This window comes from Mesorhizobium sp. CNPSo 4688 (genome assembly GCF_057784295.1).
On record NZ_JBWLUY010000001.1, the window covers coordinates 66,138 to 90,781 of the forward strand.

Here is a 24,644-nt window from a genome sequence, read left to right on the forward strand (position 1 = left end):
AAGACAATCAGGGAGAAACCCCGTGGCAGAATCCTACGACGTCATCATCATCGGCTCCGGCCCCGGCGGCTATGTCACGGCGGTGCGCTCCGCCCAGCTCGGCTTCAAGACGGCGATTGTCGAGCGCGAGCATCTCGGCGGCATCTGCCTCAACTGGGGCTGCATCCCGACCAAGGCACTGCTGCGCTCGGCCGAGATCATGCACTATTCGGACCATCTCAAGGACTACGGCCTGAAACTCGAAGGCGGCAAGGTCAGCGCCGATACGGCAGCTGTCGTCGACCGCTCGCGCAAAGTGTCGCTGAGGCTGAATGGCGGCGTCGCCTTCCTGATGAAGAAGAACAAGGTCGACGTCATCTGGGGCGAGGCCAAGTTGTCCAAGCCAGGCGAGATCGTCGTCTCCAAGACGGCCAAGAAGCCGATGGAGCCGCAGCCGCCGGTGCCGAAGGGCGTCAAAGGCGAGGGCACCTACACCGCCAAGCACATCATCCTCGCCACTGGTGCTAGGCCGCGCGCGCTGCCCGGCATAGAGCCAGACGGCAAACTGATCTGGACCTATTTCGAAGCGATGGTGCCGAAGGAAATGCCGAAGTCGCTGCTGGTGATGGGCTCCGGCGCCATCGGCATCGAGTTCGCCTCCTTCTATCGCACCATGGGCGCCGAGGTGACGGTGGTCGAGCTGTTGCCGGCGGTGATGCCGGTCGAAGATGCCGAGGTCTCGAAATTCGCCCAGAAGCAGTTCGAGAAGCAAGGCATGAAGATCATCCTCGAAGCCAAGGTGACCAAGGTCGAGAAAGGTGCCAACTCCGTCACCGCACATGTCGAGATGAAGGACGGCAAGGTCGAGAAGATCACCGCCGACCGCATGATCTCGGCCGTCGGCGTGCAGGGCAATATCGAGAATCTCGGGCTCGAGACGCTCGGCGTGAAGACTGATCGCGGCTGTGTCATCGTCGACGGTTACGGCAAGACCAATGTGCCTGGGATTTACGCCATCGGCGATGTCGCCGGACCGCCGATGCTTGCCCACAAGGCCGAGCATGAAGGCGTGGTCTGCGTCGAAAAGATCGCCAACTTCCCTGGCGTGCATGCGACAGACAAGCTGAAGATCCCGGGCTGCACCTACTGCAACCCGCAGGTCGCCTCGGTCGGTCTGACCGAAGCCAAGGCCAAGGCCGAAGGCAAGGACATCCGTGTCGGCCGCTTCCAGTTCGGCGCCAACGGCAAGGCGATCGCGCTTGGCGAGGACCAGGGTTTCATCAAGACCATCTTCGACAAGAAGACTGGCCAGTTGCTCGGTGCGCATATGGTGGGCGCCGAAGTGACCGAACTGATCCAGGGTTTTGTCGTGGCGATGAACCTGGAAACGACGGAAGAAGAGCTGATGCACACCATCTTCCCGCATCCGACGCTGTCGGAGATGATGAAGGAAAGCGTGCTCGACGCCTATGGGCGTGCGCTCAACGCATGATAAATTGCTGCCGCGAGACTCAGACGCATGCGCCGGAGGAACCTTGCGGCAAGGCAGTTCGTTTCCGGATGCATTTTCACCTGACACTGGAGGAGTTGGCATATGGACGTGAATGGCGTGGGCTGGGTTGCAGCCATCATCATCGGCGGCCTGGCCGGGTGGCTGGCCGAGATGGTCATGAAGAGCAACACCGGCATCTTGATGAACATCATTATGGGCATTGTCGGCGCGGTGGTGCTCAACGCCATTCTCAGGGCTCTCAACATCGAGCCCTTCGGCGTCGGCTGGCTCGCCTATCTGATCACCGGCTTCATCGGCGCATGCCTGCTGATCTTTGCCGGGCGGCTCATTCGCCGATAAAACGGCTCGAAGTTTTATCTCCTTCTTCAGACACAATTCCGGACGGAAAACCGTGTCACACTTTTCCTGGAATTGCTCTGGATCCCCGCTATGCGAAAAAGGCTGTGGCGGCATGCGCCGCCGCGGCCTTTTTCTTTGCCCCGAAAAGTCTTAAGTGACGTTCTAACGGCGAACACCGACGGGCGGACGCCAACAAGTCAGGTTTGAGATGGTCACTGTTCTCGACACGATCGCCAACGCGCCGCGCTTGCGGCACCCCGAAAAGGCGCACAAGCCCGATCAGGACGTGCTGCGCAAGCCCGACTGGATCCGCGTCAAGGCGCCGGTGTCCAAGGGCTATGCCGAGACGCGCGAGATCGTGAAGTCGCACAAGCTGGTGACGGTGTGCGAAGAGGCCGGCTGCCCCAATATCGGCGAGTGCTGGGAAAAGAAGCACGCCACCTTCATGATCATGGGCGAGATCTGCACGCGCGCCTGCGCCTTCTGCAATGTCGCCACTGGTATCCCGACCGCGCTCGATGCCGATGAGCCGGCGCGCGTCGCGCATGCCGTCAAGCAGATGGGGCTGACCCATGTCGTCATCACTTCGGTCGACCGCGACGATCTCGCCGATGGCGGCGCGCAGCACTTCGCCGAGGTCATCCGCGCCATCCGGGCGGCAACGCCTTTGACCACGATCGAAATACTGACGCCCGATTTCCTGCGCAAGGACGGCGCGCTGGAGATCGTCGTGGCGGCCAAGCCCGACGTCTTCAACCACAATCTCGAAACGGTGCCGTCGAACTATCTGACGGTGCGGCCGGGTGCGCGCTATTTCCACTCGATCCGGCTGTTGCAGCGGGTCAAGGAGCTCGATCCCTCGATCTTCACCAAGTCCGGAATCATGGTTGGCCTCGGCGAAGAACGGAACGAGATCCTGCAGCTGATGGACGATCTTCGCTCGGCAAATGTCGACTTCATGACCATCGGCCAGTATCTGCAGCCGTCGAAGAAGCACCATCCGGTGATCCGCTTCGTGACGCCGGAGGAATTCAGCTCCTTCGCGACGATCGGCAAGACCAAGGGTTTCCTGCTGGTGGCGTCGAGCCCGCTGACGCGTTCCTCGCATCACGCCGGCGACGATTTCGCCAGGTTGCGGGCGGCGCGCGAGGCGCAGCTCAAAAAAGCCAGCTAATCCTGCTCTAAGTGATGCATGTCGTTTTCTCAAAACCGGGGCCACTTTTGAGCGACATGCATTAATGCCCAAATTCGAAGCCACTCGCCGCGTTGCCCACACGCCGGAGCAGATGTTTGCGCTGGTCGCCAATATCGAGACCTATCCTGAATTTCTGCCGCTGTGCGAGGCGCTGACGGTGCGCTCGCGCAAGGAGCGTGACGGCCGCACCATTCTCGTTGCCGATATGAGCATCGGCTACAAGGCGATCCGCGAGACCTTTACGACGCAGGTGCTGTTGAAGCCGGACGAGAACACCATCGACGTCAAATACATCGATGGGCCGTTCAAATATCTCAGCAATATCTGGCGCTTCGATCCGGCTGACGGCGGCTGCGAAGTTCATTTCTTCATCGACTACGAGTTCAAGAGCCGCATTCTTGGCGCACTGATGGGCACCATGTTCGATCGCGCCTTCCGCATGTTTTCCGAAGCTTTCGAGAAACGCGCCGACGTCATCTACGGAACGACGCCCATCTCGTGAGTGTCGCCGAGCGCACGCAGGCCGATCTCCAGCGCATGCCTGACCGTCTCGCGGCGGATGAAGTCACGGCCATTGTCGGCAAACATATTGAGCTCTGCTGCCACCGGCCCACCCCTGAGCGCCACACCGAACCAGACCAGGCCGACCGGTTTTTCCGGCGAACCGCCGCCCGGGCCGGCAATGCCGGTGACGGCAAGCGCCAGCCCGGCGCGCGAGTTGGCCAGCGCGCCGGCCGCCATCTCCAGAACCGTTTCGCGCGAGACGGCGCCGTGCGCTTGAAGCGTGGCCGCCGAGACGCCGAGCATCTCCATCTTGGCTTCGTTGGAATAGGTGATGAGGCCGCGATCGACCACGGCTGACGAGCCGGCAATGTCGGTGAGGGCGGCAATGATCATGCCGCCGGTGCAGCTTTCGGCGGTCGCCAGCATGATGCCGCGCTGCTGGCAGGCCTGGAGCAGGGCGTTGGCGAGATCGCTATTGCTCATGCCGGGACGTCTCCGGGAAAGACGACGCTCGCGGTGGCGATGGCGGCAATGCCTTCCTCGCGGCCGACAAAGCCGAGTTTTTCGTTGGTGGTCGCCTTGATCGAGATGCGATCGCCGGAAATGCCCAGCATTGCCGACAGCGCTTTCGTCATGGCCTCGCGATGCGGACCGACGCGCGGCGCTTCGCAGATCAGCGTGATGTCGGCATTGGCGATGCGTCCGCCGCGCGCCCGCACCATCTTTGCCGCATGTTCGACGAAAATCTTTGAAGCCGCTCCCTTCCATTGCGGATCGGAGGGCGGGAAATGCGTGCCGATGTCGCCGGCGCCGCAGGTGGCAAGCAGCGCATCAGTCAGCGCGTGCAGGCCGACATCGGCGTCCGAATGTCCCGACAGCTTTTTGCCGTGCGGAATGGCGACGCCGCACAAGGTGACATGGTCGCCGGGTTCGAAGGCATGCACGTCATAGCCATTGCCGGTGCGGATGTCGGGAAAACGTTCGCCGGTAAGCCGCTGATCGGCCATCGCAATATCCCTTGCCCAGGTGAGTTTGACATTGTCCGGCGACCCCTGGACGATTTTGACCGGAATATGCGCCCATTCGGCGATCGCGGCATCGTCGGTGAAATCCGTCTTGCCGAGATGATGGGCCTTTTCGTGCGCCGCGAGCAGCGGCCAGAACGGAAAGCCTTGCGGTGTCTGCGCAGCATGAAGACCGGCCCTCGGGACCGTCTCCTCGATCATGCCGGTGGCCGATTCGCGCTTCAGTGTGTCTGCGACGGGCAGCGCCGGCAGCGCACCCTGGCGCTCGCCAATGGCCGCGATGGTGCGGTCGATAAGGGCCGCATCGACAAACGGCCGCACCGCATCGTGCACCAGGACACGGCTGGGCGCCTGGCCCCTCAGTTCGAGCAGTCCCAGCCGAACCGAACTTTGGCGCGACTCGCCGCCGACTACGGCGATGACCCGCTCGCCATGCACGCCGGCTGCCTTGTCGAAAAGCGCGCGGTCATCGGCATGGATGGCGACGACGATTGGGCCAATCTCAGGGTGCGCCAGGAATGTCTCCAGCGTGCGCGCAATAACGGCGCGGCCGCCGATGCGCTGATATTGTTTCGGCCCGTCGGCCTGTCCGGCGCGCGCGCCGCGGCCGGCGGCGACGATGACCACGCCGACCTTGTCGGTCGCCGGCCCGGCCAGTTTTTCGCTTGCTTCTGTCATGCCGAGAGGCTTAGTCGCGGCTCATGGCTAAGGCCAGCATTTTCCCAAATGCGCCGCAATGTGACGTCATTGCGCGTTGCACAATGCCTTTCTTATGGCTAGAGAATGTGCAGCAATCCGATATGCTTGGTTTTTGTGCATGCCTGAAGTGACAAAATTGGCTTTGCCGCTCGATGTCGGCGGCGTGACGATCCGCAACCGCGTGTTCCTTGCGCCGATGTCTGGAATAACGGACGAGCCGTTCCGACAGCGCGCCTACGCGCATGGCGCGGGCATGGTCGTGTCGGAAATGGTGGCGAGCGGCGAGCTTGCCAAGGGCAGGGCCGGCTGCGACCTCCGCATTCGTCATTCCGGGCTGCCCGTCCACATGGTCCAGCTTGCCGGCCGTGAGGCCTCGCATATGGCCGAGGGCGCGCGCATCGCTGCCGGCGAGGGCGCCGACATCATCGACATCAATATGGGCTGCCCGGCCAAGAAGGTGACCGGCGGCTATGCCGGCTCGGCGCTTATGCGCGATCTCGACCACGCGCTGTCGCTGATCGAAGCGGTGGTCGGCGCGGTGCAGGTGCCGGTCACGGTCAAGATGCGGCTCGGCTGGGACGAGAATGCCCTCAACGCGCCGGCTCTGGCGCGCCGTGCTGAAGAGGCCGGCGTCAAAATGGTGACGGTGCATGGCCGCACGCGCTGCCAGTTCTATCAAGGCAAGGCCGATTGGGGCGCGATCGCCCGAATCAAGGACGCCGTCTCAATTCCTGTCGTCGCCAATGGCGATGTCGGATCGCCGGCGGAGGCTGCCGAAATCCTGGAGCAGTCGGGCGCCGACGCGGTGATGATCGGCCGGGCGCATTACGGCGCGCCGTGGACGGCGGGTCGCATCGCGGCGACGGCTGCGGGCGAGGCGACCTCCGGCGTGCCGGACAGCCCGAAAGCCATGGCCGACTACATTGCCGCCCATTACGAGGACATGCTGACGCTCTACGGCGTTGAAAGCGGCCTGCGCCAGGCGCGCAAGCATCTCGGCTGGTATCTTGAACGCCACGCCGCCAGCGTCACTGACGACCGGCGCAAAGCCATCCTCACCTCGTTCGAGCCCGCCCGCGTCATTGCCCTGTTGCGCGAGGTGTTTTCCGGCGAAGGCGACGCCGCACCGTTGCGGAGTGCCGCATGAACGCGCCTGCTGCACCGGGCACCGAGATGGCGGATGCCGCCCATATCGTGCTCAACACCATCCGCCGACCGGTGATCATGGTCGATCCCGACGGGTTCATCACCTACGCCAATGCCGATGCGGAAGATTTCTTCCGCTCAAGCGCCAATATGCTTGCCCGCAACACGCTGTCCAAGCTGATCCCGTTCGGCAGCCCGCTGTTACAGCTGGTCGACCAGGTGCGCGAGCGCCGCGCGCCGGTCAATGAATACCGTGTCGACGTGTCGTCGCCGCGTCTCGGCATAGAGAAGGTCGTCGACCTCTACGTTGCCCCGGTGCCGGAATTCCCGGGCTCGATCGTGGTGATGTTCCAGGAACGCTCGATGGCCGACAAGATCGACCGGCAGATGACGCATCGGGGTGCTGCACGTTCGGTCACCGGCCTTGCCGCCATGCTGGCGCATGAGATCAAGAACCCGCTGTCGGGTATACGCGGTGCGGCGCAACTGCTCGAACTCTCGGCGTCCGACGAGGATCGTGCGCTGACCCGGCTTATCACCGACGAGACCGACCGCATCGTGTCGCTGGTCGACCGCATGGAGGTGTTTTCCGACGAGCGGCCGATCGACCGTTACCCCGTCAACATCCATGTTGTGTTGGATCACGTCAAGGCGATCGCCAAGAACGGTTTTGCCAAGAGAATCAGGATATTGGAGGACTATGATCCATCATTGCCTCCGGTTTTCGCCAACCGCGACCAGCTGATCCAGGTGTTTCTCAACTTGGTCAAGAACGCCGCCGAGGCCATCGGCGGCGACCCGCAAGGCGAGATCGTGCTGTCGACCGCGTTCAGGCCGGGCATCCGCGTTTCCGTCCCGGGAACGCAGGACCGTGTGTCACTACCGCTGGAATTCTGCGTGCGCGACAATGGGTCGGGTGTTTCGGAAGACATCCTGCCGATCCTGTTCGACCCGTTCATCACCACCAAGCCGAACGGCTCGGGGCTCGGGCTGGCGCTGGTGGCGAAAATCGTCGGCGAGCATGGCGGCATCATCGAATGCGATTCGACGCCGCGCGGCACCACCTTCCGCATCCTGATGCCGGCCTGGAAAGAAGCACCGAACGACACTGCAGATGAAGGCGAAGGAGACCGCAAATGACGGTTCGCGGCAATATTCTCGTCGCCGATGACGATGCGGCCATCCGCACCGTGCTCAACCAGGCGCTGTCGCGTGTCGGCCATGAGGTGCGGGTGACCTCCAACGCCTCGACGTTGTGGCGCTGGGTGGCTGCCGGCGAGGGCGATCTCGTCATCACGGACGTGGTCATGCCGGATGAAAACGCCTTCGACATGCTCCCCCGCATCAAGAAGGCGCGGCCCGAGCTGCCGGTCATCGTGATGAGCGCGCAGAACACCTTCATGACCGCGATTCGTGCTTCTGAAACAGGTGCTTACGAGTATTTGCCGAAGCCGTTCGACCTGACCGAACTGCTCAGCATCGTCAACCGCGCGCTGTCCGAGCCGCGGCGGCCGAAAATCGATACGCGGCCCGACGAACAGCCTGATGCCATGCCGTTGGTCGGCCGCTCGGCCGCCATGCAGGACATCTACCGCATGCTGGCGCGCATGATGCAGACCGATTTGACGGTGATGATCTCGGGCGAGTCCGGCACCGGCAAGGAACTGGTGGCGCGCGCGCTGCACGAATATGGCCGCCGCCGCGGCGGCCCGTTCGTCGCCATCAACATGGCGGCGATCCCGCGTGATTTGATCGAATCGGAACTGTTCGGCCACGAGAAGGGCGCCTTCACCGGCGCGCAGAACCGCTCGACCGGCCGCTTCGAGCAGGCCGAGGGCGGCACACTGTTCCTCGACGAGATCGGCGACATGCCGATGGAGGCGCAGACGCGGCTGTTGCGCGTGCTGCAGCAGGGCGAATACACCACGGTCGGCGGGCGTACGCCGATCAAGACGGACGTGCGCATCGTCGCCGCCACCAACAAGGACCTGCGCACGCTGATCAACCAGGGGCTTTTCCGCGAGGATCTGTTCTATCGCCTGAACGTCGTGCCGTTGCGGCTGCCTGGCTTGCGTGAGAGGTCGGAAGACATTCCCGATCTGGTGCGGCATTTCTTCAAGATCGGCGCCAGCGAAGGCTTGCAGACCAAGCGCATTTCGACCGGCGGCATCGAACTGATGAAGCGCTATCCCTGGCCGGGAAACGTGCGCGAACTGGAAAACCTGGTGCGCCGGCTTGCTGCGCTCTACTCGCAGGACGAAATATCCGCCGAGATCATCGAAGCCGAGCTGAAGACAGGCGAAAGGCCGGTCGTTCCCGGCGGCGGCAACCTGATCCCGGACGATCTGTCCATCGGCCAGGCGGTGGAGCACTTCCTGCAGCGCTATTTTGCCTCTTTCGCCGGCGAATTGCCGCCGGCCGGCCTCTATCAACGCATCCTGTCCGAGGTCGAATATCCGTTGGTGCTGGCTTCGATGACGGCAACGCGCGGCAACCAGATCAAGGCGGCCGAATTGCTGGGTTTGAACCGCAACACGCTGCGCAAGAAGATTCGCGAACTCGGGGTCAACGTCTACAAATCGTCGAGATCGTGAGCGCGTACCGCCTGAACTGACGCCGGGTTATCCCCTTTTCAGGGGATCGGCGGCCGAAAGTTTCCCTCGCGGCCACAGTTGTTGCATAATCGCCACAATGCGTTGCATACATCCGACGCAATCACTGGCTCTTAGACGGCGACATGGCTTCGCAGGCTCTTACATCAAACGAACCGCTTTTCAGCAGACCCGGCGGAAGGGATGGACGCCGGTTGCTTGCGCTGCCCGGTGTCGTCGCAATCGCTGGTGCGCTGGTTACGGCGGCAATCTCATTTGCGATCCTCGTCGGCGCGACGCCGATCACGCCCGACGCCGCCACGACGCTGACGCTGATCGCGGTCAACGCGGCGTTCGTGCTTGCGCTGATCGCCCTGGTCGGCCGCGAGGTGCATCGCATCGTCATGGCGCGCCGGCACGGCAAGGCGGCATCGCGGCTGCATGTGCGCATCGTGGCGATGTTTGCGCTGGTTGCCGCCATTCCGGCCATCATGGTGGCCATCATTGCCTCAATCACGCTCGATATCGGCCTCGACCGCTGGTTCGAGATCCGCACCAAGACAATCGTCAATTCGTCGCTGTCGATCGCCGATGCCTATGTGCAGGAAAATGCTCGCAATCTTCAGGGCACGACGCTGTCGATGGCCTATGATCTCGACGCTTCACGCACGCTTTACGGCCTCGATCGAACCGGCTTTCTCGACCTGATGAACAAGGAAGCCGTGGGCAGGACCCTGGCGCATGCGGCGCTGATCAAGCCGGATGGCTCCTTCGTCATGAGCGCCAAGACCGATACGAATTTCGCCATGCCGGAGCCGCCGGAAGGGGCCGTGGCAAGTGCAGCCGACGGCAAACCGGTGCTGATCGAGCCGAAGACGCGCAACATCATGGGCGCCATCGTCAAATTGCGGGAGATCGAAGGCCTCTACCTCTACACCATTCGCCTCGTCGATCCCGAGGTGATCAAGGCGCGGCAGATCGTCCAGTCCAACACTGCGGAATATCGGGGCCTGGAAGCGAACAGGCGGACCTCGCAGGTGGCGTTCGCGCTGCCCTATCTGTCGCTGACGCTGATCATCATCCTGTCGGCCATCTGGACCGGCATAGCGGTGGCTGACCGCCTGGTGCGGCCCATCCGCCAGCTCATCGGCGCCGCGGACGAGGTTGCCACCGGCAATCTCGACGTCGCCGTGCCAGTGCGGCCTTCCGACGGTGATGTCGCCTCGCTTGGCGATACGTTCAACAAGATGCTGCTGGAGCTAAAATCGCAGCGCAACGAGATTCTGTCGGCCAAGGATTTGATCGACGAGCGACGGCGCTTCTCGGAAGCGGTGCTGGCCGGCGTCACCGCCGGCGTCATCGGCGTCGATCCCTACGGTATCGTCACCATCGTCAACAAGTCGGCCGAAACGATGTTGGCCATATCGGCGACGGCAGCGCTCGGCCAGAACCTGTCGGCCGTGCTGCCGCATGTCGGCCGCGTCTTCGAGATCGGCCGCAAATCCGGCAAGCCGGTCTATCGCGAGCAGGTCACCTTCTACCGTGCTGGCGCCGAGCGCACCTTCAACGTGCAGATCACCATCGAGGCCGGCGATGACGGCTCGGAGGAGAAATCCTATGTCGTGACGGTCGACGACATCACCGATCTGGTCCAGGCGCAGCGCTCCTCGGCCTGGGCGGACGTGGCACGGCGCATTGCGCATGAAATCAAGAACCCGTTGACGCCAATCCAGCTCTCGGCCGAGCGCATCAAACGCCGTTTCGGCAAGGTCATCACCGAGGATCGCGAGATTTTCGATCAGTGCACCGACACCATCATCCGCCAGGTCGAGGACATCGGCCGCATGGTCGACGAATTCTCCGCTTTCGCCCGCATGCCGAAGCCCGAGATGAAGGCCATCGATCTGCGCGAATCATTGCGCGAGGCGTCGTTCCTGGTCGAGGTCAGCCGTGCAGACATCGCTTTCGAACGCGTCTTCGGCAACGAGCCGCTGAAGGGCACTTTCGACAGCCGGCTGATGGCGCAAGCTTTCGGCAACGTCATCAAGAACGCCGCCGAAGCGATTGACGGACTGGAACAAAAGGACGGTTCGCACGGCATAATCCGGATTCAAGCTGCCCGGCAGAATGGCGCGATCAGAATCGACGTCATCGACAATGGCAAAGGCTTGCCGCGCGAGAATCGCCAAAGGCTGCTCGAGCCCTATATGACGACGCGCGAGAAGGGCACCGGGCTCGGCCTCGCAATCGTCAAGAAGATCGTGGAGGACCATGGCGGGCGGCTCGAACTGCACGATGCGCCTGCGGACTTCCACGGTGGACGCGGCGCGATGATCTCGATCATCCTGCCACCCGCTGCCGCTACCGCGCCGCCACGCGGTCAAGGCGAAACTGAACTCGAAAGAGAAACTGAAAAGGTCGGTAATGGCGTCTGATATTCTCATCGTCGATGACGAGGAAGACATCCGTGAACTCGTCGCGGGCATATTGAGTGACGAAGGGCATGAAACCCGCACGGCATTCGATGCCGACAGTGCGCTGGCGGCAATCGCCGATCGGGCGCCGCGGTTGATTTTCCTCGACATCTGGCTGCAGGGCTCGCGCCTGGACGGGCTGGCGCTGCTCGACGAGATCAAGACGATGCATCCGAGCCTGCCGGTGGTGATGATCTCCGGTCACGGCAATATCGAGACGGCGGTGTCGGCCATCCGCCGCGGCGCCTATGATTTCATCGAGAAGCCATTCAAGGCCGACCGGCTGATCCTGATTGCCGAGCGGGCGCTCGAAACCTCGAAATTGCGGCGCGAGGTCTCAGACCTCAAGCAGCGCAGCGGCGAAACCTTCGACCTGATCGGCATGTCGTCGGCGATGAGCCAGCTGCGCCAGACCATCGAGCGCGTCGCGCCGACCAACAGCCGCGTTATGATTATCGGTCCGTCCGGCTCGGGCAAGGAACTCGCCGCGCGAGCCATCCATACGCTGTCGGCGCGCAAGGGCGCGCCGTTCGTGACACTGAGCGCCGCCAACATCACGCCCGAGCGCATGGAGATCGAGCTGTTCGGCACCGAATCCAACGGCACCGAGCGCAAGGTCGGCGCGCTGGAGGAGGCGCACCGCGGCATCCTCTACATCGACGAAGTCGCCGACATGCCGCGCGAGACGCAAAACAAGATCCTGCGCGTGCTGGTCGAGCAGCAGTTCGAGCGGGTCGGCGGCACCAAGCGGGTCAAGGTCGATGTGCGCATCATTTCCTCGACCTCGCAGAACCTGGAGGCAATGATCGCCGACGGTCGTTTTCGCGAGGACCTCTATCACCGCCTGGCAGTGGTTCCGGTCATGGTGCCGGGCCTGGCCGAGCGGCGCGAGGACATTCCGTACCTCGTCGACAATTTCATGAAGCAGATTGCCCGCCAGGCCGGCATCAAGCCGCGCCGCATCGGCGACGACGCGCTTGCCGTGCTGCAGGCGCACAACTGGCCGGGCAATGTCCGCCAGCTGCGCAACAATGTCGAACGGCTGATGATCCTGGCGCGCGGCGACGATGTCGATTCACCAATCACCGCCGATCTGTTGCCATCCGAGATCGGCGATGTCATGCCGCGTACGCCGAACCAGTCCGACCAGCACATCATGGCGCTGCCGCTGCGCGAAGCCCGCGAACAGTTCGAGAAGGATTATCTGATCGCCCAGATCAACCGGTTCGGCGGCAACATCTCGAAGACGGCGGAATTCATCGGCATGGAGCGCTCCGCGCTGCATCGCAAGCTGAAGTCGCTGGGGGTCTGATCCCCATTCTGGGGGTCTGATCCCCATTGTTGTTGGGCCAGCGAGCTGTGGCCCAGCAATTGCCGGTTACGGCAGCGGCGGAATCGCCTAAAAATACCGGGACTTTTCTGAGGGATCACTGAATGCCGCGCATTGCCTATGTGAACGGGCGCTATGTCGCTCATGCCGACGCTGCCGTGCATATCGAGGATCGCGGCTATCAGTTCGCCGATGGCGTCTACGAGGTCTGCGAGGTGGCGCAAGGCTTTATCGTCGACATGCCGCGCCATCTTGCCCGGCTGAACCGCTCGCTCAGCGAACTGTCGATCGACTGGCCGGTCACCAAGGGCGTGCTGCCGCTTCTCCTGCGCGAAGTCGTGCGGCGCAATCAGGTCGTTAACGGTCTGGTCTATGTCCAGGTGACGCGCGGCGTCGCCAGCCGAGACTTCGTTTTCCCGGCCGATACACTGTCGTCGCTGGTCATTACGGCCAGAAAGGCCGACCCGGCGGCGGCCGCAAAGCGGGCCGAGACCGGCATCAAGGTCATCACTGTGCCGGAAAACCGCTGGGACCGGGTCGATATCAAGAGCACGGGCCTGCTGCCCAATGTGCTGGCCAAGCAGAAGGCCAAGGAGGCCGGCGCGCAGGAAGCCTGGTTCGTCGATACCGACGGCAACGTCAAGGAAGGCGGCTCGTCGAATGCCTGGATCGTGACCCGGGACGGCGTTCTGGTGACACGGCCGGCCGAGCACGGCATCCTGCGCGGCATCACCCGCACCACCATGTTCGAGGTGGCGGCCAAGCTCGGTTTGAAGATCGAGGAGCGCGGGTTTTCGGTCGCCGAGGCCAAGGCAGCGCGCGAAGCTTTCATCAGTTCGGCAACGACAATCGCCATGCCGGTGGTGGCAATCGACGGCGCCGCGGTCGCCAATGGCCATCCCGGCTCAATAACACTTTCCTTGCGGCAAGCCTTTTTTGACGTTGCGGAAAAAAGTCCAGCCTGATAACCGCACAGATGGACTGCACATCAATATATCTCGTTCTGGTTGTCGTTACTGACGGCAAGGGGGTGTTTGCAAGCTTGACATGTGCCCGCTAATTTGGCGCATTGGCCTGCAAACCGAAGGGGATCGGCGAAAGACAAGAACAATGGCGGAACGATCGCAAAACCTTCAGGACCTGTTCCTGAATTCTGTTCGCAAGAGCAAAAATCCACTCACCATCTTTCTCATCAACGGCGTCAAACTGACCGGCGTGGTCACTTCCTTCGATAATTTCTGTGTTCTGCTGCGCCGCGACGGCCACTCCCAGCTCGTCTACAAGCATGCCATTTCCACGATCATGCCGAGCCAGCCGGTTCAGATGTTCGATGGCGAGGAAAGCCAGGGCGCCTGATTGGCACGTGAGAAAGACGCGGACCGCAGCGTCCGCGGGAAACCAGCGCATCACCCCGGGACGGAAGCCAAAGGTCCGACCCGGGCGGTTGTCATTGTGCCGGTGCTTACCCGGCATCAGCGCAACGATGACGAAACAAATCGTCCACGGCTGACGCGTTCTGCCGACGCCCGCCACGACGAGGCGGTCGGCCTTGCCCGCGCCATCAACCTCGATCTGATCCACACGGCGGTGGTGACCGTCAACGATCCACGCCCGGCAACCTTGCTCGGCAGCGGCAAGGTCGCGGAGTTCGCCGAGATCGTCAATCAAGGTCACGCCGAGGTGGTCATCGTCGACCATCCGCTGACGCCTGTGCAGCAGCGCAATCTTGAGAAGGAATTCAACGCCAAGGTGCTCGACCGCACCGGGCTGATTCTGGAAATCTTCGGCGAGCGTGCGCGGACCAAGGAAGGCACGCTGCAGGTCGAGCTTGCCCATCTCAACTACCAGAAGGGCCGCCTGGTGCGCAGCTGGACCCACCTTGAACGCCAGCGCGGCGGTGCCGGCTTCCTCGGCGGCCCCGGCGAAACCCAGATCGAGTCGGACCGGCGGCAGTTGCAGGAAAAGATCATCAAGCTCAAGCATGAGCTGGAAACGGTGCGCCGCACCCGCGACCTGCATCGCGCCAAGCGCAAGAAGGTGCCGTTCCCGGTGGTGGCGATCGTCGGCTACACCAATGCTGGCAAGTCGACGCTGTTCAACCGGCTGACCGGAGCCGACGTGCTGGCCGAAGACATGCTGTTTGCCACCCTCGATCCGACGTTGCGCCGCGTACGCCTGCCGCACGGCACGCCGATCATCCTGTCGGATACGGTCGGCTTCATTTCGGACCTGCCGACGCATCTGGTCGCCGCCTTCCGTGCCACGCTGGAAGAGGTGGTCGAGGCCGACTTGGTCATCCATCTGCGCGATATTTCGGATCCGGACACCGCCGCGCAGGCCGAGGACGTTGAACGCATCCTGGCCGATCTCGGCGTCGATGCCGGCGATGCCAAGCGCGTCATCGAGGTGTGGAACAAGGTCGACCTGCTCGACGACGGCAACCGGGAGCGCCTGCTTGCCGATGGCGCCGATGCCAACAAGGCGCCGCCGATCGCCATCTCAGCCATCACCGGCGAAGGCATCGATGCGCTGAAGGCGCTGATCGAGACCAGGATGTCGGGCGAACTGGAGGAACTGACGGTGACGGTCGAGCCGGCCCAGTTCGGCCTTGTCGACTGGCTCTACCGCAATGGCGACATCGTTTCGCGCACCGACAATGAGGATGGCAGCGCGACCATAGCGCTCAAGGCCACGCACACCGCCCGGCAAGAGATCGAAAGCCGATTGCACCGTAAAAGCAGGGCGTAGGCCTGCTACGTCTTGCTCTTGGCCTGCTGCCAGAGCGCTTCCATCTCATCCAGTGTGGCTTTTTCCAGCGTGATTCCCGACGCTTCCAGCGCGCGCTCGACATAGTGGAAGCGCGAGCGGAATTTTTCATTGGTGCCGCTGAGTGCGGCTTCGGAATCGAGCTTGAGGTGGCGTCCCAGATTGACGACGGCAAACAGCATGTCGCCGAATTCGTCCTTGATCTCGGCCGTTTCGCCCTTGGCCAGCGCCTCGCGCAACTCGCCGATCTCTTCCTCGATCTTGTCGAGGATCGGGGCCGCCTCGCTCCAGTCGAAGCCGACCCGGGCTGCCTTCTCCTGCAGTTTCAGGGCCCGGGTCAGGGCGGGCAGGGCGACCGGCACGCTGTCCAGAAACCCCTTGCCATTGTCTTCCGGGTCGAGGCCGCGGGCGAGCCGGGCGCTTCGCTTTTCAGCCTTCTCCTCAGCCTTGATCTTTTCCCACATGCCCTTGGCCATGCCGGCGCTGCGCGCCTCCTCGTCGCCGAAGACATGCGGATGGCGGCGGATCATCTTGGTGGTGATGGCCTCAACCACATCGCCGAAGGCGAAGTCACCCGTCTCCTGCGCCATCTGCGCGTGGTAGACGACCTGCAGCAGGAGATCGCCGAGTTCATCGCGCAGATCGTCGAGGTCGCCGCGCGCAATGGCGTCGGCGACTTCGTAGGCCTCCTCGATCGTATAGGGCGCGATGGTCGAGAAATCCTGCTCGATGTCCCAGGGACAGCCGGTCTTCGGCGCCCGGAGCGCGGCCATGATTTCGATCAGCCGGGAGATGTCTTTGGATGGCGTCATGCGGCGAATGCTATCCCGCTCCCCGTCGCTCGGCCAACGCTGTCATCCGGTAGCCTAGCCTTGTCCACAGCCGAGCCGTATCAGTCGAGCACCGAGACAACCGCCTTGGCGAGATCGTCCATGCCGTCCTCGGGCAGGCCGGCGACGTTGATGCGGCTGTCGCCGACCATGTAGACGCCATACTCGGCCCGCAGCCGTTCGACCTGCGCCTCGGTGAGGCCGAGCCTTGAAAACATGCCGCGGTGGCTGGCGATGAAATCGAAGCGGTCGGAATTGGATTGCCGGCGCAATGCGTCGGCGAACTGGACCCGCAGTCTCAGCATGCGCAGCCGCATTTCCTCGAGTTCCGCCTCCCAGTCGGCGCGAAGGCCATCGTCTTCCAGCACTATGCGCACTGCCGCCGCGCCATGGTCCGGCGGCATCGAATACATGGCGCGTGCCGCCGCCAGCATCTGGCTCATCGCCACATCGGCTTGCGCGCTATCCTTGGCCAGGATCATCGCCGCACCGACGCGATCACGGTAGACGGCAAAGTTCTTCGAGCAGCTCGAGGCAACAACCATTTCCGGCACCTTCGAGGCCAGCAGGCGCAGACCGGCGGCATCGGCATCGAGGCCCTCGCCAAAGCCCTGATAGGCAATGTCGACAAAGGGCAACAGCCCGCGCTCGACGACAAGGTCGGTGACCTTGGCCCATTGCGCGGCGTCGAGATTGGCGCCGGTCGGGTTGTGACAGCAGCCATGCAGCAGCACGATGTCGCCGGCCTCGGCTGTACCCAGCGCCCCCAGCATGTCGTCGAAACGCACCGCGCCGGACGCCGCATCGAAATAGGGATAGTCGCGTACCTTGAGGCCGGCGCCGCGCATCACCGGCGGATGGTTTGGCCAGGTCGGGTCCGACAGCCAGACGGTCGCGTCGGAGCGGGTCCGCTTCAAAAGCTCGGCCACCAGCCGTAGCGCGCCGGAGCCGCCCGGCGCCTGCGCCGCGCGAATGCGCGTCATGTCGGCTGCGGGGCCGAAGGCCAGCTTGACCATCGCCGTGTTGAAGCCGGTGTCGCCGGGAAGACCGAGATAGGTCTTGGTGTCCTGGCCCTGCAACAGCCGCTTCTCGGCCTCGCGCAAAGCGCGCATGACCGGCGTCTTGCCGTCGCGGTCCTTGTAGACGCCGACGCCGAGGTCGATCTTGCCGGGGCGCGGATCAGCGCGATAGAGGCCGATCAGGGCGATGATCTTGTCGGCGGGAGCGGGCTGCAGTGTTTCGAACATGGAGAGCGTTTCCGGTGGCGGCGGATTGATACGCAAATCGGCCGGGCTTCGCCAGCGCTTTCATGTGCACCAGACGGAAAGCCTCGCCAGGCCCATCGTTGCCGCCGAAATCGCGCCTACACGTTCCTGTCACATGGTCGTAGTTTGAATAGCTTAGCCGGGACGGACAAAGCATTGCGGCGAAAGGACAATGATGAGCCAGCAAGACAAATTCGATCTCGCCATTGTCGGAGCCGGCATTGTCGGTCTTGCGCATGCGCTCGCTGCCGTCCGTCGCGGCCTTTCTGTCGTCGTTATCGACCGTGATGCGCAGGCCAACGGCGCCTCGGTGCGCAATTTCGGCTTCATCACGGTGAGCGGCCAGGAACGCGGCCAGGTGTGGCGACGCGCCATGCGCTCGCGCGACATTTGGCAGGAAGTGGCCGGGCCGGCCGGCATCGACATCCTCCAGCGCGGCACGGTCGTCGTCGCGCGTCGTCCCGAGGCGCGCAGCGTCGTCGAAGCGTTCCTGCAAACCGAAATGGGGGAGGGGTGTTCGCTGCTCGAACCGGATGATTTGCGCCGCCAATACCCACAGCTTGCCGGGCAGGATTTTGCCGGCGCCCTGTGGAGCCCGCACGAGGTGCGTGTCGAGTCGCGCAAGGCGATCCCCCAGCTTGCCGCCTTCCTTGCCGAACGGCACGGCGTCCATTTTCGCCGCGAAACGGCAGTGCGCGCCATCGAGCCGCCAGCCGTCGAGACCAGCCGCGGCACAGTTCGCGCCGACAAGGTGATTGTCTGCCCCGGCGACGATCTGGCGACGCTCTATCCCGAGCGTATTGCGTTCTACGGCGTCCGGCGCTGCAAATTGCAGATGATGCGCCTTGCCGATCCCGGCTTCCGGCTTCCATCTCCGGTGATGTCGGATCTCGGGCTTGCGCGCTATTCCGGCTTCGGCGGCCTGCCTGAAGCCACAGCCTTGCGGCGCCGGCTCGAGAGCGATCAGCGCCACGCGCTGGACAATGGCGTGCATCTGATCGTCGTGCAGAGCGCCGACGGCACTTTGGTGGTTGGCGATTCGCATCACTACGCAGCGACGCCCGACCCGTTCGCCTCGGAGCGGGTCGACGAAATCATCCTGGAGGAGTTCAGCGCTGTCTTTGGCGGCACGCCGCCGCGGGTGCTGGAGCGCTGGACCGGCATCTATGCCTCGGCTGCCGACCACACGATGTTTGCCGACGCTCCACAAGAGAATGTGCGCATGGTGATGATCACCAGCGGCACCGGCGCCTCGACGTCGTTCGCCATCGCCGAAGAGGTAATCGACGAACTCTTCGGTTCAACCACTGCAGACGCCAGAAAGATCGCCTGATGACCCCCCAGCACCTGCTTCGCGCCGTCGTTTTCGACTGGGCCGGAACCGTTGTCGATCATGGCTCGCTGGCGCCGATGGGCGTCTTCGTCGAAGCGTTCCAGGAATTCGGCGTTGCCATCAGCATCGAGGAGGCGCGCGGACCGATGGGAATGGCCAAGCGCCCGCACATTGCCACGCTTATGGCGCTGCCGAGGATCTCGGCCGCCTGGGCCAAACAGCATGGACATGCGCCGACCGAGGCCGACATCGACGCCGTCTACGACGTCTTCGTGCCGAAAAACCGGGCGGTCGCGGCTCGCTTTTCCGATGTCATTCCCGGCGTCGCCGACGTGGTCGCCACGCTGCGCGCGCACGGCCTCAAGATCGGCTCGACCACCGGCTACACGCGCGACATCATGGCCGAGATCCTGCCGGGAGCGGCAGCGCATGGTTTTGCACCGGATTGCCTGGTCTGCACCGGCGACACGCCGGACGGCAGGCCGACGCCGTTCATGCTGTGGAAGGCGCTGACCGAACTCGGCGTCTATCCCCCGCGGCTCAGCGTCAAGGTCGACGACACCGAGGTCGGTATTTCGGAAGGCATCAACGCCGGCGCCTGGACGGTCGGGGTGTCGGTGACCGGCAATGTCTTCGGCCACACACTGGCGGAAACGCAGGCAATGGCGCCCGAAGTTTTCCGCACCAAGCGCGCCGAAGCCTCGGCCAGGCTCAGTGCCGCAGGCGCACACTATGTCGTAAACGGGGTTGCCGATCTGCTTCCGGTGATTGCGGTGATCGAGGGCAGGCTTCGGCGCGGCGAGCGGCCCTAGGACGCCGCCGATCGATCAATGCGTTGCCAGCAGTTTGATGCGGATCCCATTTCCCGCGGCTCCGCCTCGCAAGGGCGGGCGCGCACCTGCTGTGCGGGGATGTGGTGCGCCGACTGGCAGCGAAAAGCTATGGCCTTGAATTGGTGGTGACCCGCCGCATAAGGCTCCGCCCAAGCACGGTGAGCACGATGCCAATTAGCAGGAAGAAGCCGCCGAGCAGGCCGGCCAACCCGGCAAGGAACCAGCGTCCGGCGAAGCTGTCGACGGAGGCATTTTGCGGATCGGTTGGATCGTAGGCGACATGGACGCTGTCGCCATCGCCCCAGGACGAGCTGTGGACGGCATTGTTGAAGCGGATCACGGTGCCGTCGGCGGTCGAGAACTCGATGAGGGGATTGTATTCGGCGGCGACGATCCTGCCGGTCACCGAGGCGGTGCGAGGGCCTTGCATTTCGACGATGGCGAGCACGCCGGAAGCGATCAGTCCGACAATGCCAAGGACTATGAACACCCTGCCGACGATCGGAAGCGCCGCGGCACCCGTCACCCGATCCCCACCGACCATCTTTTGCTCCTTGGAAAGACGGGAAGGCTAAGCCATCAGCATAGAGCAAACATCTGCCGTACGGGAGATGGGCGTTGCGAGCCCGGATTTTGGCGCCTATGCGACCACCAAAAGTTTTTGCGGCAATGGATTAAAGTTCGCGACTGTTCCGTAAACAGGGCATGAAACGATCGATGCCACGCTTCGATATAGTTGGACAGCTGGGTTCGCTGCGGCGCTACGCACGTTCGCTGACGCGCGACAGCACTGACGCCGAGGATTTGGTGCATGACGCGCTGGTGCGCGCCTACGAGCGGCGCGGCACGTTCCGTTCCGGCGGCAATCTGCGGGCATGGCTGCTGTCGATCGTCCACAACGCCTTCATCGACAAGATACGCTCGCGCCGTTCGGAAGCGGCGCGCGTCGAGCAGGCCGGCTATCTCACCGATGCCAGCACGCCGGCGCCGCAGGAACATTCCGTGCGCCTGGCGCAGGTGCGCGAGGCCTTTTTCAGCCTGCCGGAAGAGCAACGTTCGGCGCTGCACCTGGTCGCCATCGAGGGCCTATCCTACCAGGAGGCCGCCGACGCCAGCGGGGTGCCGCTGGGCACGCTGATGTCGCGCATTGGCAGGGCGCGCGCCGCACTGCGCTCGATGGAAAGCGCTGTCGCTTCGCCGGCCAAGAACCATCTGAGGATCGTGGGAGACCCGTCATGACCGAACTGTTGCGGGACCCGGTGACCGATACCGACCTCGACGCCTATGTCGACGACCAGCTGGATGTCGCGCGCCGCATCGAGGTCGAAGCGTTTCTGTCGGCTCGTCCGGAGGCAGCGGCGCGGGTGATGTCCGATTTGAGGACGCGCGACGAGTTGCGCCTGGCGCTGGCTGCTTCCACCGGGATGGCGCGGCCGGCGACGACTGAAGTCGCGCGCCGGCTGGGCAGGGGGCTGGCCAGTCGCCGCGTCTTCGCCGTGCTGCAGCGGGCGGCCGCGGTCGCTATCTTCGTCGCCGCCGGTTGGTTGGCGAACGGGCTGTTCGGGCCGCTGCTGGTGACCAAGGTGGTGGCTTCGCCGACGCCGCCCGCCTATGTCGAAGAAGCGATCCGGGCGCACAGGACGACACTCATGCGCGAGGCGATGCCCTCGCAGCTCGAGGCGCCCAACTACAATGCCGATGAAATTCGCGCTGTGACCGCGATCGTCATGCCGTCGCTGCCGAAAGACTGGAAGATCCGCGACGTGCAGATCTATCCCTCGCGCTTCGGGCCGAGCGTCGAGGTGGCGCTGGAGACGAAGGATATGGGGCTGGTCTCGTTGTTTGCGATCCGTCCCGGAACCTTCGACGTGGTCAACCCTGCCATCGCGCCCTCGGGTGACATTTCCTCGGCCTATTTCCAGATCGGCGAGGTCGCCTATGCGGTCGTCGCGCGCAGCGATGTCCACGACCTCGACCGTGCCGCCGAGACGCTCGCCAAAACGCTTTATTGATTAGACTTCACAAGGAGAACCCGCATGAACACCCCTGACCTCGGATACCGCATGGGCACTGACGCCCGCGCCGGCGCCGTCTATGACGAGGGCCTGCGCAGCCACATGCTGCGCGTCTACAATTATATGGGGATCGGCCTGGTCGTCACCGGCCTCGTCGCCTTCATGGTCGCCTCGACGCCAGCTCTCTACGTGCCTATCTTTTCCAGTCCATTGAAATGGGTGGTGATGCTGGCGCCGCTCGGCTTCGTGCTGTTGTTCTCGTTCAAGATGCAGACGATGTCGGCGGCCAGCGCCCAGGCGATGTTCTGGGCCTTCTGCGCGGTGATGGGCCTGTCGCTGGCTTCGGTGTTCCTGGTCTTCACCGGCACCAGCATCGCGCGCACCTTCTTCATCACCGCCACCATGTTCGGCGCCACCAGCCTTTACGGCTACACCACCAAGCGCGACCTGACCCAGTTCTCGTCCTTCCTGATCATGGGCCTGATCGGCGTGGTGATCGCCAGCGTCGTCAATATCTTCCTCGGCTCGACCGCGCTGCAGTTCGCCATCTCGCTGATCGGCATCGCCGTGTTCGTCGGCCTGACCGCCTGGGACACGCAGACGATCAAGGAACAGTATGCCGAGAATTTCGACGCGGAATCGCAGCAGAAGCTCGCCGTGTTCGGCGCGCTGTCGCTCTATTTGAACTTCGTCAACATCTTCCAGCTGCTGCTGAATTTCACCGGCGAACGCGAGTAGGCCGGACCGTAGCAGGCAACATTTTCAAACTGTGGCCGGAGGAAACCTCCGGCCATTTTTGTCTCTGGCGGTGTATGGCTTAGCCATCGCGGCACAAGAGCTACCTGCCTGCTCTTGAGTTCACATGCGGCCCTTTGCTAGCCTGCTGCCAGATCAGCCAGCCGCGAGAAATTTATGGAACAGGTGACCCTTCACGGCGACGGCATCTCGGCGACCATTGTCGGGCAGGGGGCCGAACTGGTTTCCTTGCGGAACGCCGAGGGTCTGGAGTTTTTGTGGCAGGCCGGGCCGGAATGGCGGCGGCATTCGCCGGTGCTGTTTCCGATCGTCGGCCGGCTGAAGGGCGACCAATTGCGCCATCGCGGCCAGGTCTATCCGCTGACCCAGCACGGCTTTGCTCGCGACAAACCGTTTGTGTGGGCTGAGACGAGCCCCCGATCCTGCACCCTGGTGCTGACCGACGATGCCGACACTCGTGCGCGCTATCCCTTCGCGTTTCGCCTGGTGGTCACCTACACGCTGGAACGCCGGCGGCTCGATATTTCCTTCGCCGTCACCAACACCGGCGACGAGATACTACCGGCATCGGTCGGGGCACACCCGGCCTTCAACTGGCCGCTGCTGCCGGGGCTCGCCAAGACCGACTACCGCCTGACCTTTGCAGCGGACGAGCCCGCGCCGATCCGCCGGCTGAAGGACGGGCTGGTGCTGGCGGCACCGCAGGCGACGCCCATTGAGGGCAGAACGCTGGCGCTCTCCGAACGGCTGTTCGACGCAGACGCCGTGATCCTCGACCGGCCGGCCAGCACCAGCGTGCGCTATGCCGCCGCGCACGGTCCGGCGATCGAGGTGGCGTGGCAAGGCTTTAAGGAACTGGGGATCTGGTCCAAGCCCGGCGGCGCGCCGTTCCTGTGCATCGAACCCTGGCACGGCCTTGCCAGCCCCGTCGATCTTGACGGCGAGTTCGCGGACAAACCAGGCGTGATGCTGATCGCGCCCGGTGAGCAGCGCGTGCTGAGCTACCAGGTAAAGCTGACATCCCCTTAACTGACGCTAGCCTCCAGGCGCCTTGAAATTCCCTGAATGATCGGGAGTATGGCTCCGACGGATGTTCCGGACCGTCTGGGAGGGGTCGGCGGATGCCTGGATGCTTGAAGTTGGTGACAGCGACGCTGGCCGTGCTGATTGTCTTTCCTGTCGCCGCCGCCGATATCGACCGGGCCAGCCTCTATCGCGCGCAATCGGTGACCAACGGCACTGGCGAGGAGAACCGGGCCTGGGGCCTGGCGCCGTGCCTTGAAGAAGTGCTGGTCAAGGTTTCCGGCGACCCGCGGCTGACTAGCGATCCGCGCGTTAAGGAGATGAGCCGGCACGCAGCCGACTACGCCACCGATATCGGCTACCGCGACCTGCTCAACAACCGCCCGCCGCATGACGAGCAGGGCACGCACGACCGGCCGCAATACATCACCGCCGATTTCGCTCCGGACAAGATCGATGCCTTGCTGGCGTCACTCGGGCGCAAACCGTGGCCGCTGCCGCGGCCCGCAATTGTCGCATTGCTCGACGTAAAGCCGATGAAAGGCGACGGCTTCACCTTGGTGCGCGATGGCGGTGGCGAGCTGGCCCAGGATATGCGCGGCGCGCTGGTTGCCGCCGCGCAGCGGGCCGGCTTGCCACTGGAACTTCCCAAACCGCAGGACGTCGTGCTTGCCGACGTGACGCAAACACGGGGCGGCGATGCTGTGCTTGCCGGCACTTTGGCATGGCGCCAGGAAGCGCTGGGCTGGGTCGGCGACTGGCGGCTTGGCTTTAAAGGCAAGGAGTATCGCTGGCAGGTGCGTGGCGTCAGCTTCGACGATGCGTTCCGGAACGCTGCGCGCGGGACGCTGCAGATCCTGTCGGGCAACGGGCAGCCGGAAGCCGTCACGCCGCACTGACGAGAGCCGCGCCACGAGATGGCATTTGCTGCTCGGAGCGGGCGGCACAGACGCTTGTGTCACTGATCGCCATCCCACCCGAAAGTCGCATAAGATAGATTATGGAACTTATGCGTTAGGCTTCTGCCG

24 protein-coding genes are annotated in these 24,644 nt (G+C 63.5%); 19 read left to right on the plus strand and 5 right to left on the minus strand.

What is annotated here, in order from left to right; genetic code table 11:
• Positions 1–22: 22 nt before the first annotated feature.
• From lpdA to AC04SH_RS00435, 4 genes are all read left to right on the plus strand, one after another.
• Entirely contained in the window at positions 23–1,471 is a 1,449-nt protein-coding gene (gene lpdA / locus AC04SH_RS00420; RefSeq protein ID WP_488573515.1) for a dihydrolipoyl dehydrogenase, read from the plus strand.
• Positions 1,472–1,573: 102 nt separating this feature from the next.
• Positions 1,574–1,831 carry a GlsB/YeaQ/YmgE family stress response membrane protein gene (locus AC04SH_RS00425; protein ID WP_192254179.1) on the plus strand — a complete coding sequence of 86 codons (258 nt, stop codon included), beginning with the start codon at positions 1,574–1,576 and terminating at the stop codon, positions 1,829–1,831.
• Positions 1,832–2,039: 208 nt separating this feature from the next.
• On the plus strand, positions 2,040–3,005 hold the full coding sequence (lipA, locus tag AC04SH_RS00430; RefSeq protein ID WP_477238098.1) for a lipoyl synthase: 966 nt from the start codon (positions 2,040–2,042) through the stop codon (positions 3,003–3,005).
• A gap of 64 nt (positions 3,006–3,069) precedes the next feature.
• Positions 3,070–3,528 carry a type II toxin-antitoxin system RatA family toxin gene (locus AC04SH_RS00435; protein WP_488573516.1) on the plus strand — a complete coding sequence of 153 codons (459 nt, stop codon included), beginning with the start codon at positions 3,070–3,072 and terminating at the stop codon, positions 3,526–3,528.
• Here the strand turns inward: AC04SH_RS00435 and AC04SH_RS00440 are convergent.
• Both AC04SH_RS00440 and AC04SH_RS00445 read right to left on the minus strand, forming a co-directional pair.
• Positions 3,504–4,013, minus strand: coding sequence for a CinA family protein (locus AC04SH_RS00440; protein ID WP_488573517.1), 510 nt, complete (start codon positions 4,011–4,013; stop codon positions 3,504–3,506). The genes AC04SH_RS00435 and AC04SH_RS00440 overlap by 25 nt on opposite strands.
• Positions 4,010–5,233 carry a bifunctional 2-C-methyl-D-erythritol 4-phosphate cytidylyltransferase/2-C-methyl-D-erythritol 2,4-cyclodiphosphate synthase gene (locus AC04SH_RS00445; protein ID WP_488573518.1) on the minus strand — a complete coding sequence of 408 codons (1,224 nt, stop codon included), beginning with the start codon at positions 5,231–5,233 and terminating at the stop codon, positions 4,010–4,012. The genes AC04SH_RS00440 and AC04SH_RS00445 overlap by 4 nt, the downstream gene beginning before the upstream one ends.
• A gap of 139 nt (positions 5,234–5,372) precedes the next feature.
• Between AC04SH_RS00445 and dusB the strand changes: the two genes are divergently transcribed.
• The 8 genes from dusB (at position 5,373) to hflX (ending at position 15,543) form a co-directional block, all read left to right on the plus strand.
• Positions 5,373–6,401 (plus strand): tRNA dihydrouridine synthase DusB, encoded by a 1,029-nt coding sequence (gene dusB / locus AC04SH_RS00450; RefSeq protein ID WP_488573519.1) that lies wholly within the window; start codon positions 5,373–5,375, stop codon positions 6,399–6,401.
• Positions 6,398–7,540: a two-component system sensor histidine kinase NtrB gene (locus AC04SH_RS00455; RefSeq protein ID WP_477238088.1), complete on the plus strand. Its 1,143-nt coding sequence runs from the start codon at positions 6,398–6,400 to the stop codon at positions 7,538–7,540. The genes dusB and AC04SH_RS00455 overlap by 4 nt, the downstream gene beginning before the upstream one ends.
• Positions 7,537–8,994: a nitrogen regulation protein NR(I) gene (ntrC, locus tag AC04SH_RS00460; protein WP_112561769.1), complete on the plus strand. Its 1,458-nt coding sequence runs from the start codon at positions 7,537–7,539 to the stop codon at positions 8,992–8,994. Before AC04SH_RS00455 ends, ntrC begins: the two co-directional genes overlap by 4 nt.
• Positions 8,995–9,137: 143 nt before the next feature.
• Positions 9,138–11,426 (plus strand): sensor histidine kinase NtrY-like, encoded by a 2,289-nt coding sequence (locus AC04SH_RS00465; protein WP_488573520.1) that lies wholly within the window; start codon positions 9,138–9,140, stop codon positions 11,424–11,426.
• Positions 11,416–12,777 (plus strand): nitrogen assimilation response regulator NtrX, encoded by a 1,362-nt coding sequence (ntrX, locus tag AC04SH_RS00470; RefSeq protein WP_112561767.1) that lies wholly within the window; start codon positions 11,416–11,418, stop codon positions 12,775–12,777. The genes AC04SH_RS00465 and ntrX overlap by 11 nt, the downstream gene beginning before the upstream one ends.
• A 122-nt stretch (positions 12,778–12,899) precedes the next feature.
• Positions 12,900–13,760 (plus strand): D-amino-acid transaminase, encoded by an 861-nt coding sequence (locus tag AC04SH_RS00475; RefSeq protein ID WP_488573521.1) that lies wholly within the window; start codon positions 12,900–12,902, stop codon positions 13,758–13,760.
• A gap of 145 nt (positions 13,761–13,905) precedes the next feature.
• Positions 13,906–14,151, plus strand: a complete 246-nt coding sequence (hfq, locus tag AC04SH_RS00480; RefSeq protein WP_006202172.1) for an RNA chaperone Hfq — start codon at positions 13,906–13,908, stop codon at positions 14,149–14,151.
• Positions 14,152–15,543, plus strand: coding sequence for a GTPase HflX (gene hflX, locus AC04SH_RS00485; RefSeq protein ID WP_488573522.1), 1,392 nt, complete (start codon positions 14,152–14,154; stop codon positions 15,541–15,543).
• A gap of 5 nt (positions 15,544–15,548) precedes the next feature.
• On the opposite strand, the gene mazG is transcribed toward hflX, so the two are convergent.
• Both mazG and AC04SH_RS00495 read right to left on the minus strand, forming a co-directional pair.
• Positions 15,549–16,373 carry a nucleoside triphosphate pyrophosphohydrolase gene (gene mazG / locus AC04SH_RS00490; RefSeq protein ID WP_488573523.1) on the minus strand — a complete coding sequence of 275 codons (825 nt, stop codon included), beginning with the start codon at positions 16,371–16,373 and terminating at the stop codon, positions 15,549–15,551.
• Positions 16,374–16,453: 80 nt separating this feature from the next.
• Complete coding sequence (locus AC04SH_RS00495) at positions 16,454–17,638, minus strand: amino acid aminotransferase (RefSeq protein WP_488573524.1); 1,185 nt, start codon at positions 17,636–17,638, stop codon at positions 16,454–16,456.
• A 190-nt stretch (positions 17,639–17,828) separates the two neighbouring features.
• On the opposite strand from AC04SH_RS00495, the gene AC04SH_RS00500 reads away from it, so the two are divergent.
• Entirely contained in the window at positions 17,829–18,989 is a 1,161-nt protein-coding gene (locus tag AC04SH_RS00500) for a TIGR03364 family FAD-dependent oxidoreductase (protein WP_488573525.1), read from the plus strand.
• Complete coding sequence (phnX, locus tag AC04SH_RS00505) at positions 18,989–19,801, plus strand: phosphonoacetaldehyde hydrolase (RefSeq protein ID WP_488573526.1); 813 nt, start codon at positions 18,989–18,991, stop codon at positions 19,799–19,801. The genes AC04SH_RS00500 and phnX overlap by 1 nt, the downstream gene beginning before the upstream one ends.
• A gap of 127 nt (positions 19,802–19,928) precedes the next feature.
• Here phnX and AC04SH_RS00510 read toward each other — a convergent pair whose 3' ends face one another.
• The gene (locus AC04SH_RS00510) at positions 19,929–20,366 is read right to left on the minus strand and encodes a DUF3592 domain-containing protein (protein ID WP_488573527.1); all 438 of its coding nucleotides are present in this window, start codon (positions 20,364–20,366) and stop codon (positions 19,929–19,931) included.
• A 161-nt stretch (positions 20,367–20,527) separates the two neighbouring features.
• On the opposite strand from AC04SH_RS00510, the gene AC04SH_RS00515 reads away from it, so the two are divergent.
• The 5 genes from AC04SH_RS00515 (at position 20,528) to AC04SH_RS00535 (ending at position 24,515) form a co-directional block, all read left to right on the plus strand.
• Entirely contained in the window at positions 20,528–21,061 is a 534-nt protein-coding gene (locus tag AC04SH_RS00515; RefSeq protein WP_488573528.1) for a sigma-70 family RNA polymerase sigma factor, read from the plus strand.
• Positions 21,058–21,834 (plus strand): anti-sigma factor family protein, encoded by a 777-nt coding sequence (locus AC04SH_RS00520; protein WP_488573529.1) that lies wholly within the window; start codon positions 21,058–21,060, stop codon positions 21,832–21,834. The genes AC04SH_RS00515 and AC04SH_RS00520 overlap by 4 nt, the downstream gene beginning before the upstream one ends.
• A gap of 24 nt (positions 21,835–21,858) precedes the next feature.
• Positions 21,859–22,575 carry a Bax inhibitor-1/YccA family protein gene (locus AC04SH_RS00525; RefSeq protein ID WP_488573530.1) on the plus strand — a complete coding sequence of 239 codons (717 nt, stop codon included), beginning with the start codon at positions 21,859–21,861 and terminating at the stop codon, positions 22,573–22,575.
• A 174-nt stretch (positions 22,576–22,749) separates the two neighbouring features.
• The gene (locus AC04SH_RS00530) at positions 22,750–23,622 is read left to right on the plus strand and encodes an aldose 1-epimerase family protein (protein WP_488573531.1); all 873 of its coding nucleotides are present in this window, start codon (positions 22,750–22,752) and stop codon (positions 23,620–23,622) included.
• A 113-nt stretch (positions 23,623–23,735) separates the two neighbouring features.
• The gene (locus AC04SH_RS00535) at positions 23,736–24,515 is read left to right on the plus strand and encodes a DUF2066 domain-containing protein (RefSeq protein ID WP_488573883.1); all 780 of its coding nucleotides are present in this window, start codon (positions 23,736–23,738) and stop codon (positions 24,513–24,515) included.
• Positions 24,516–24,644 lie beyond the last annotated feature (129 nt).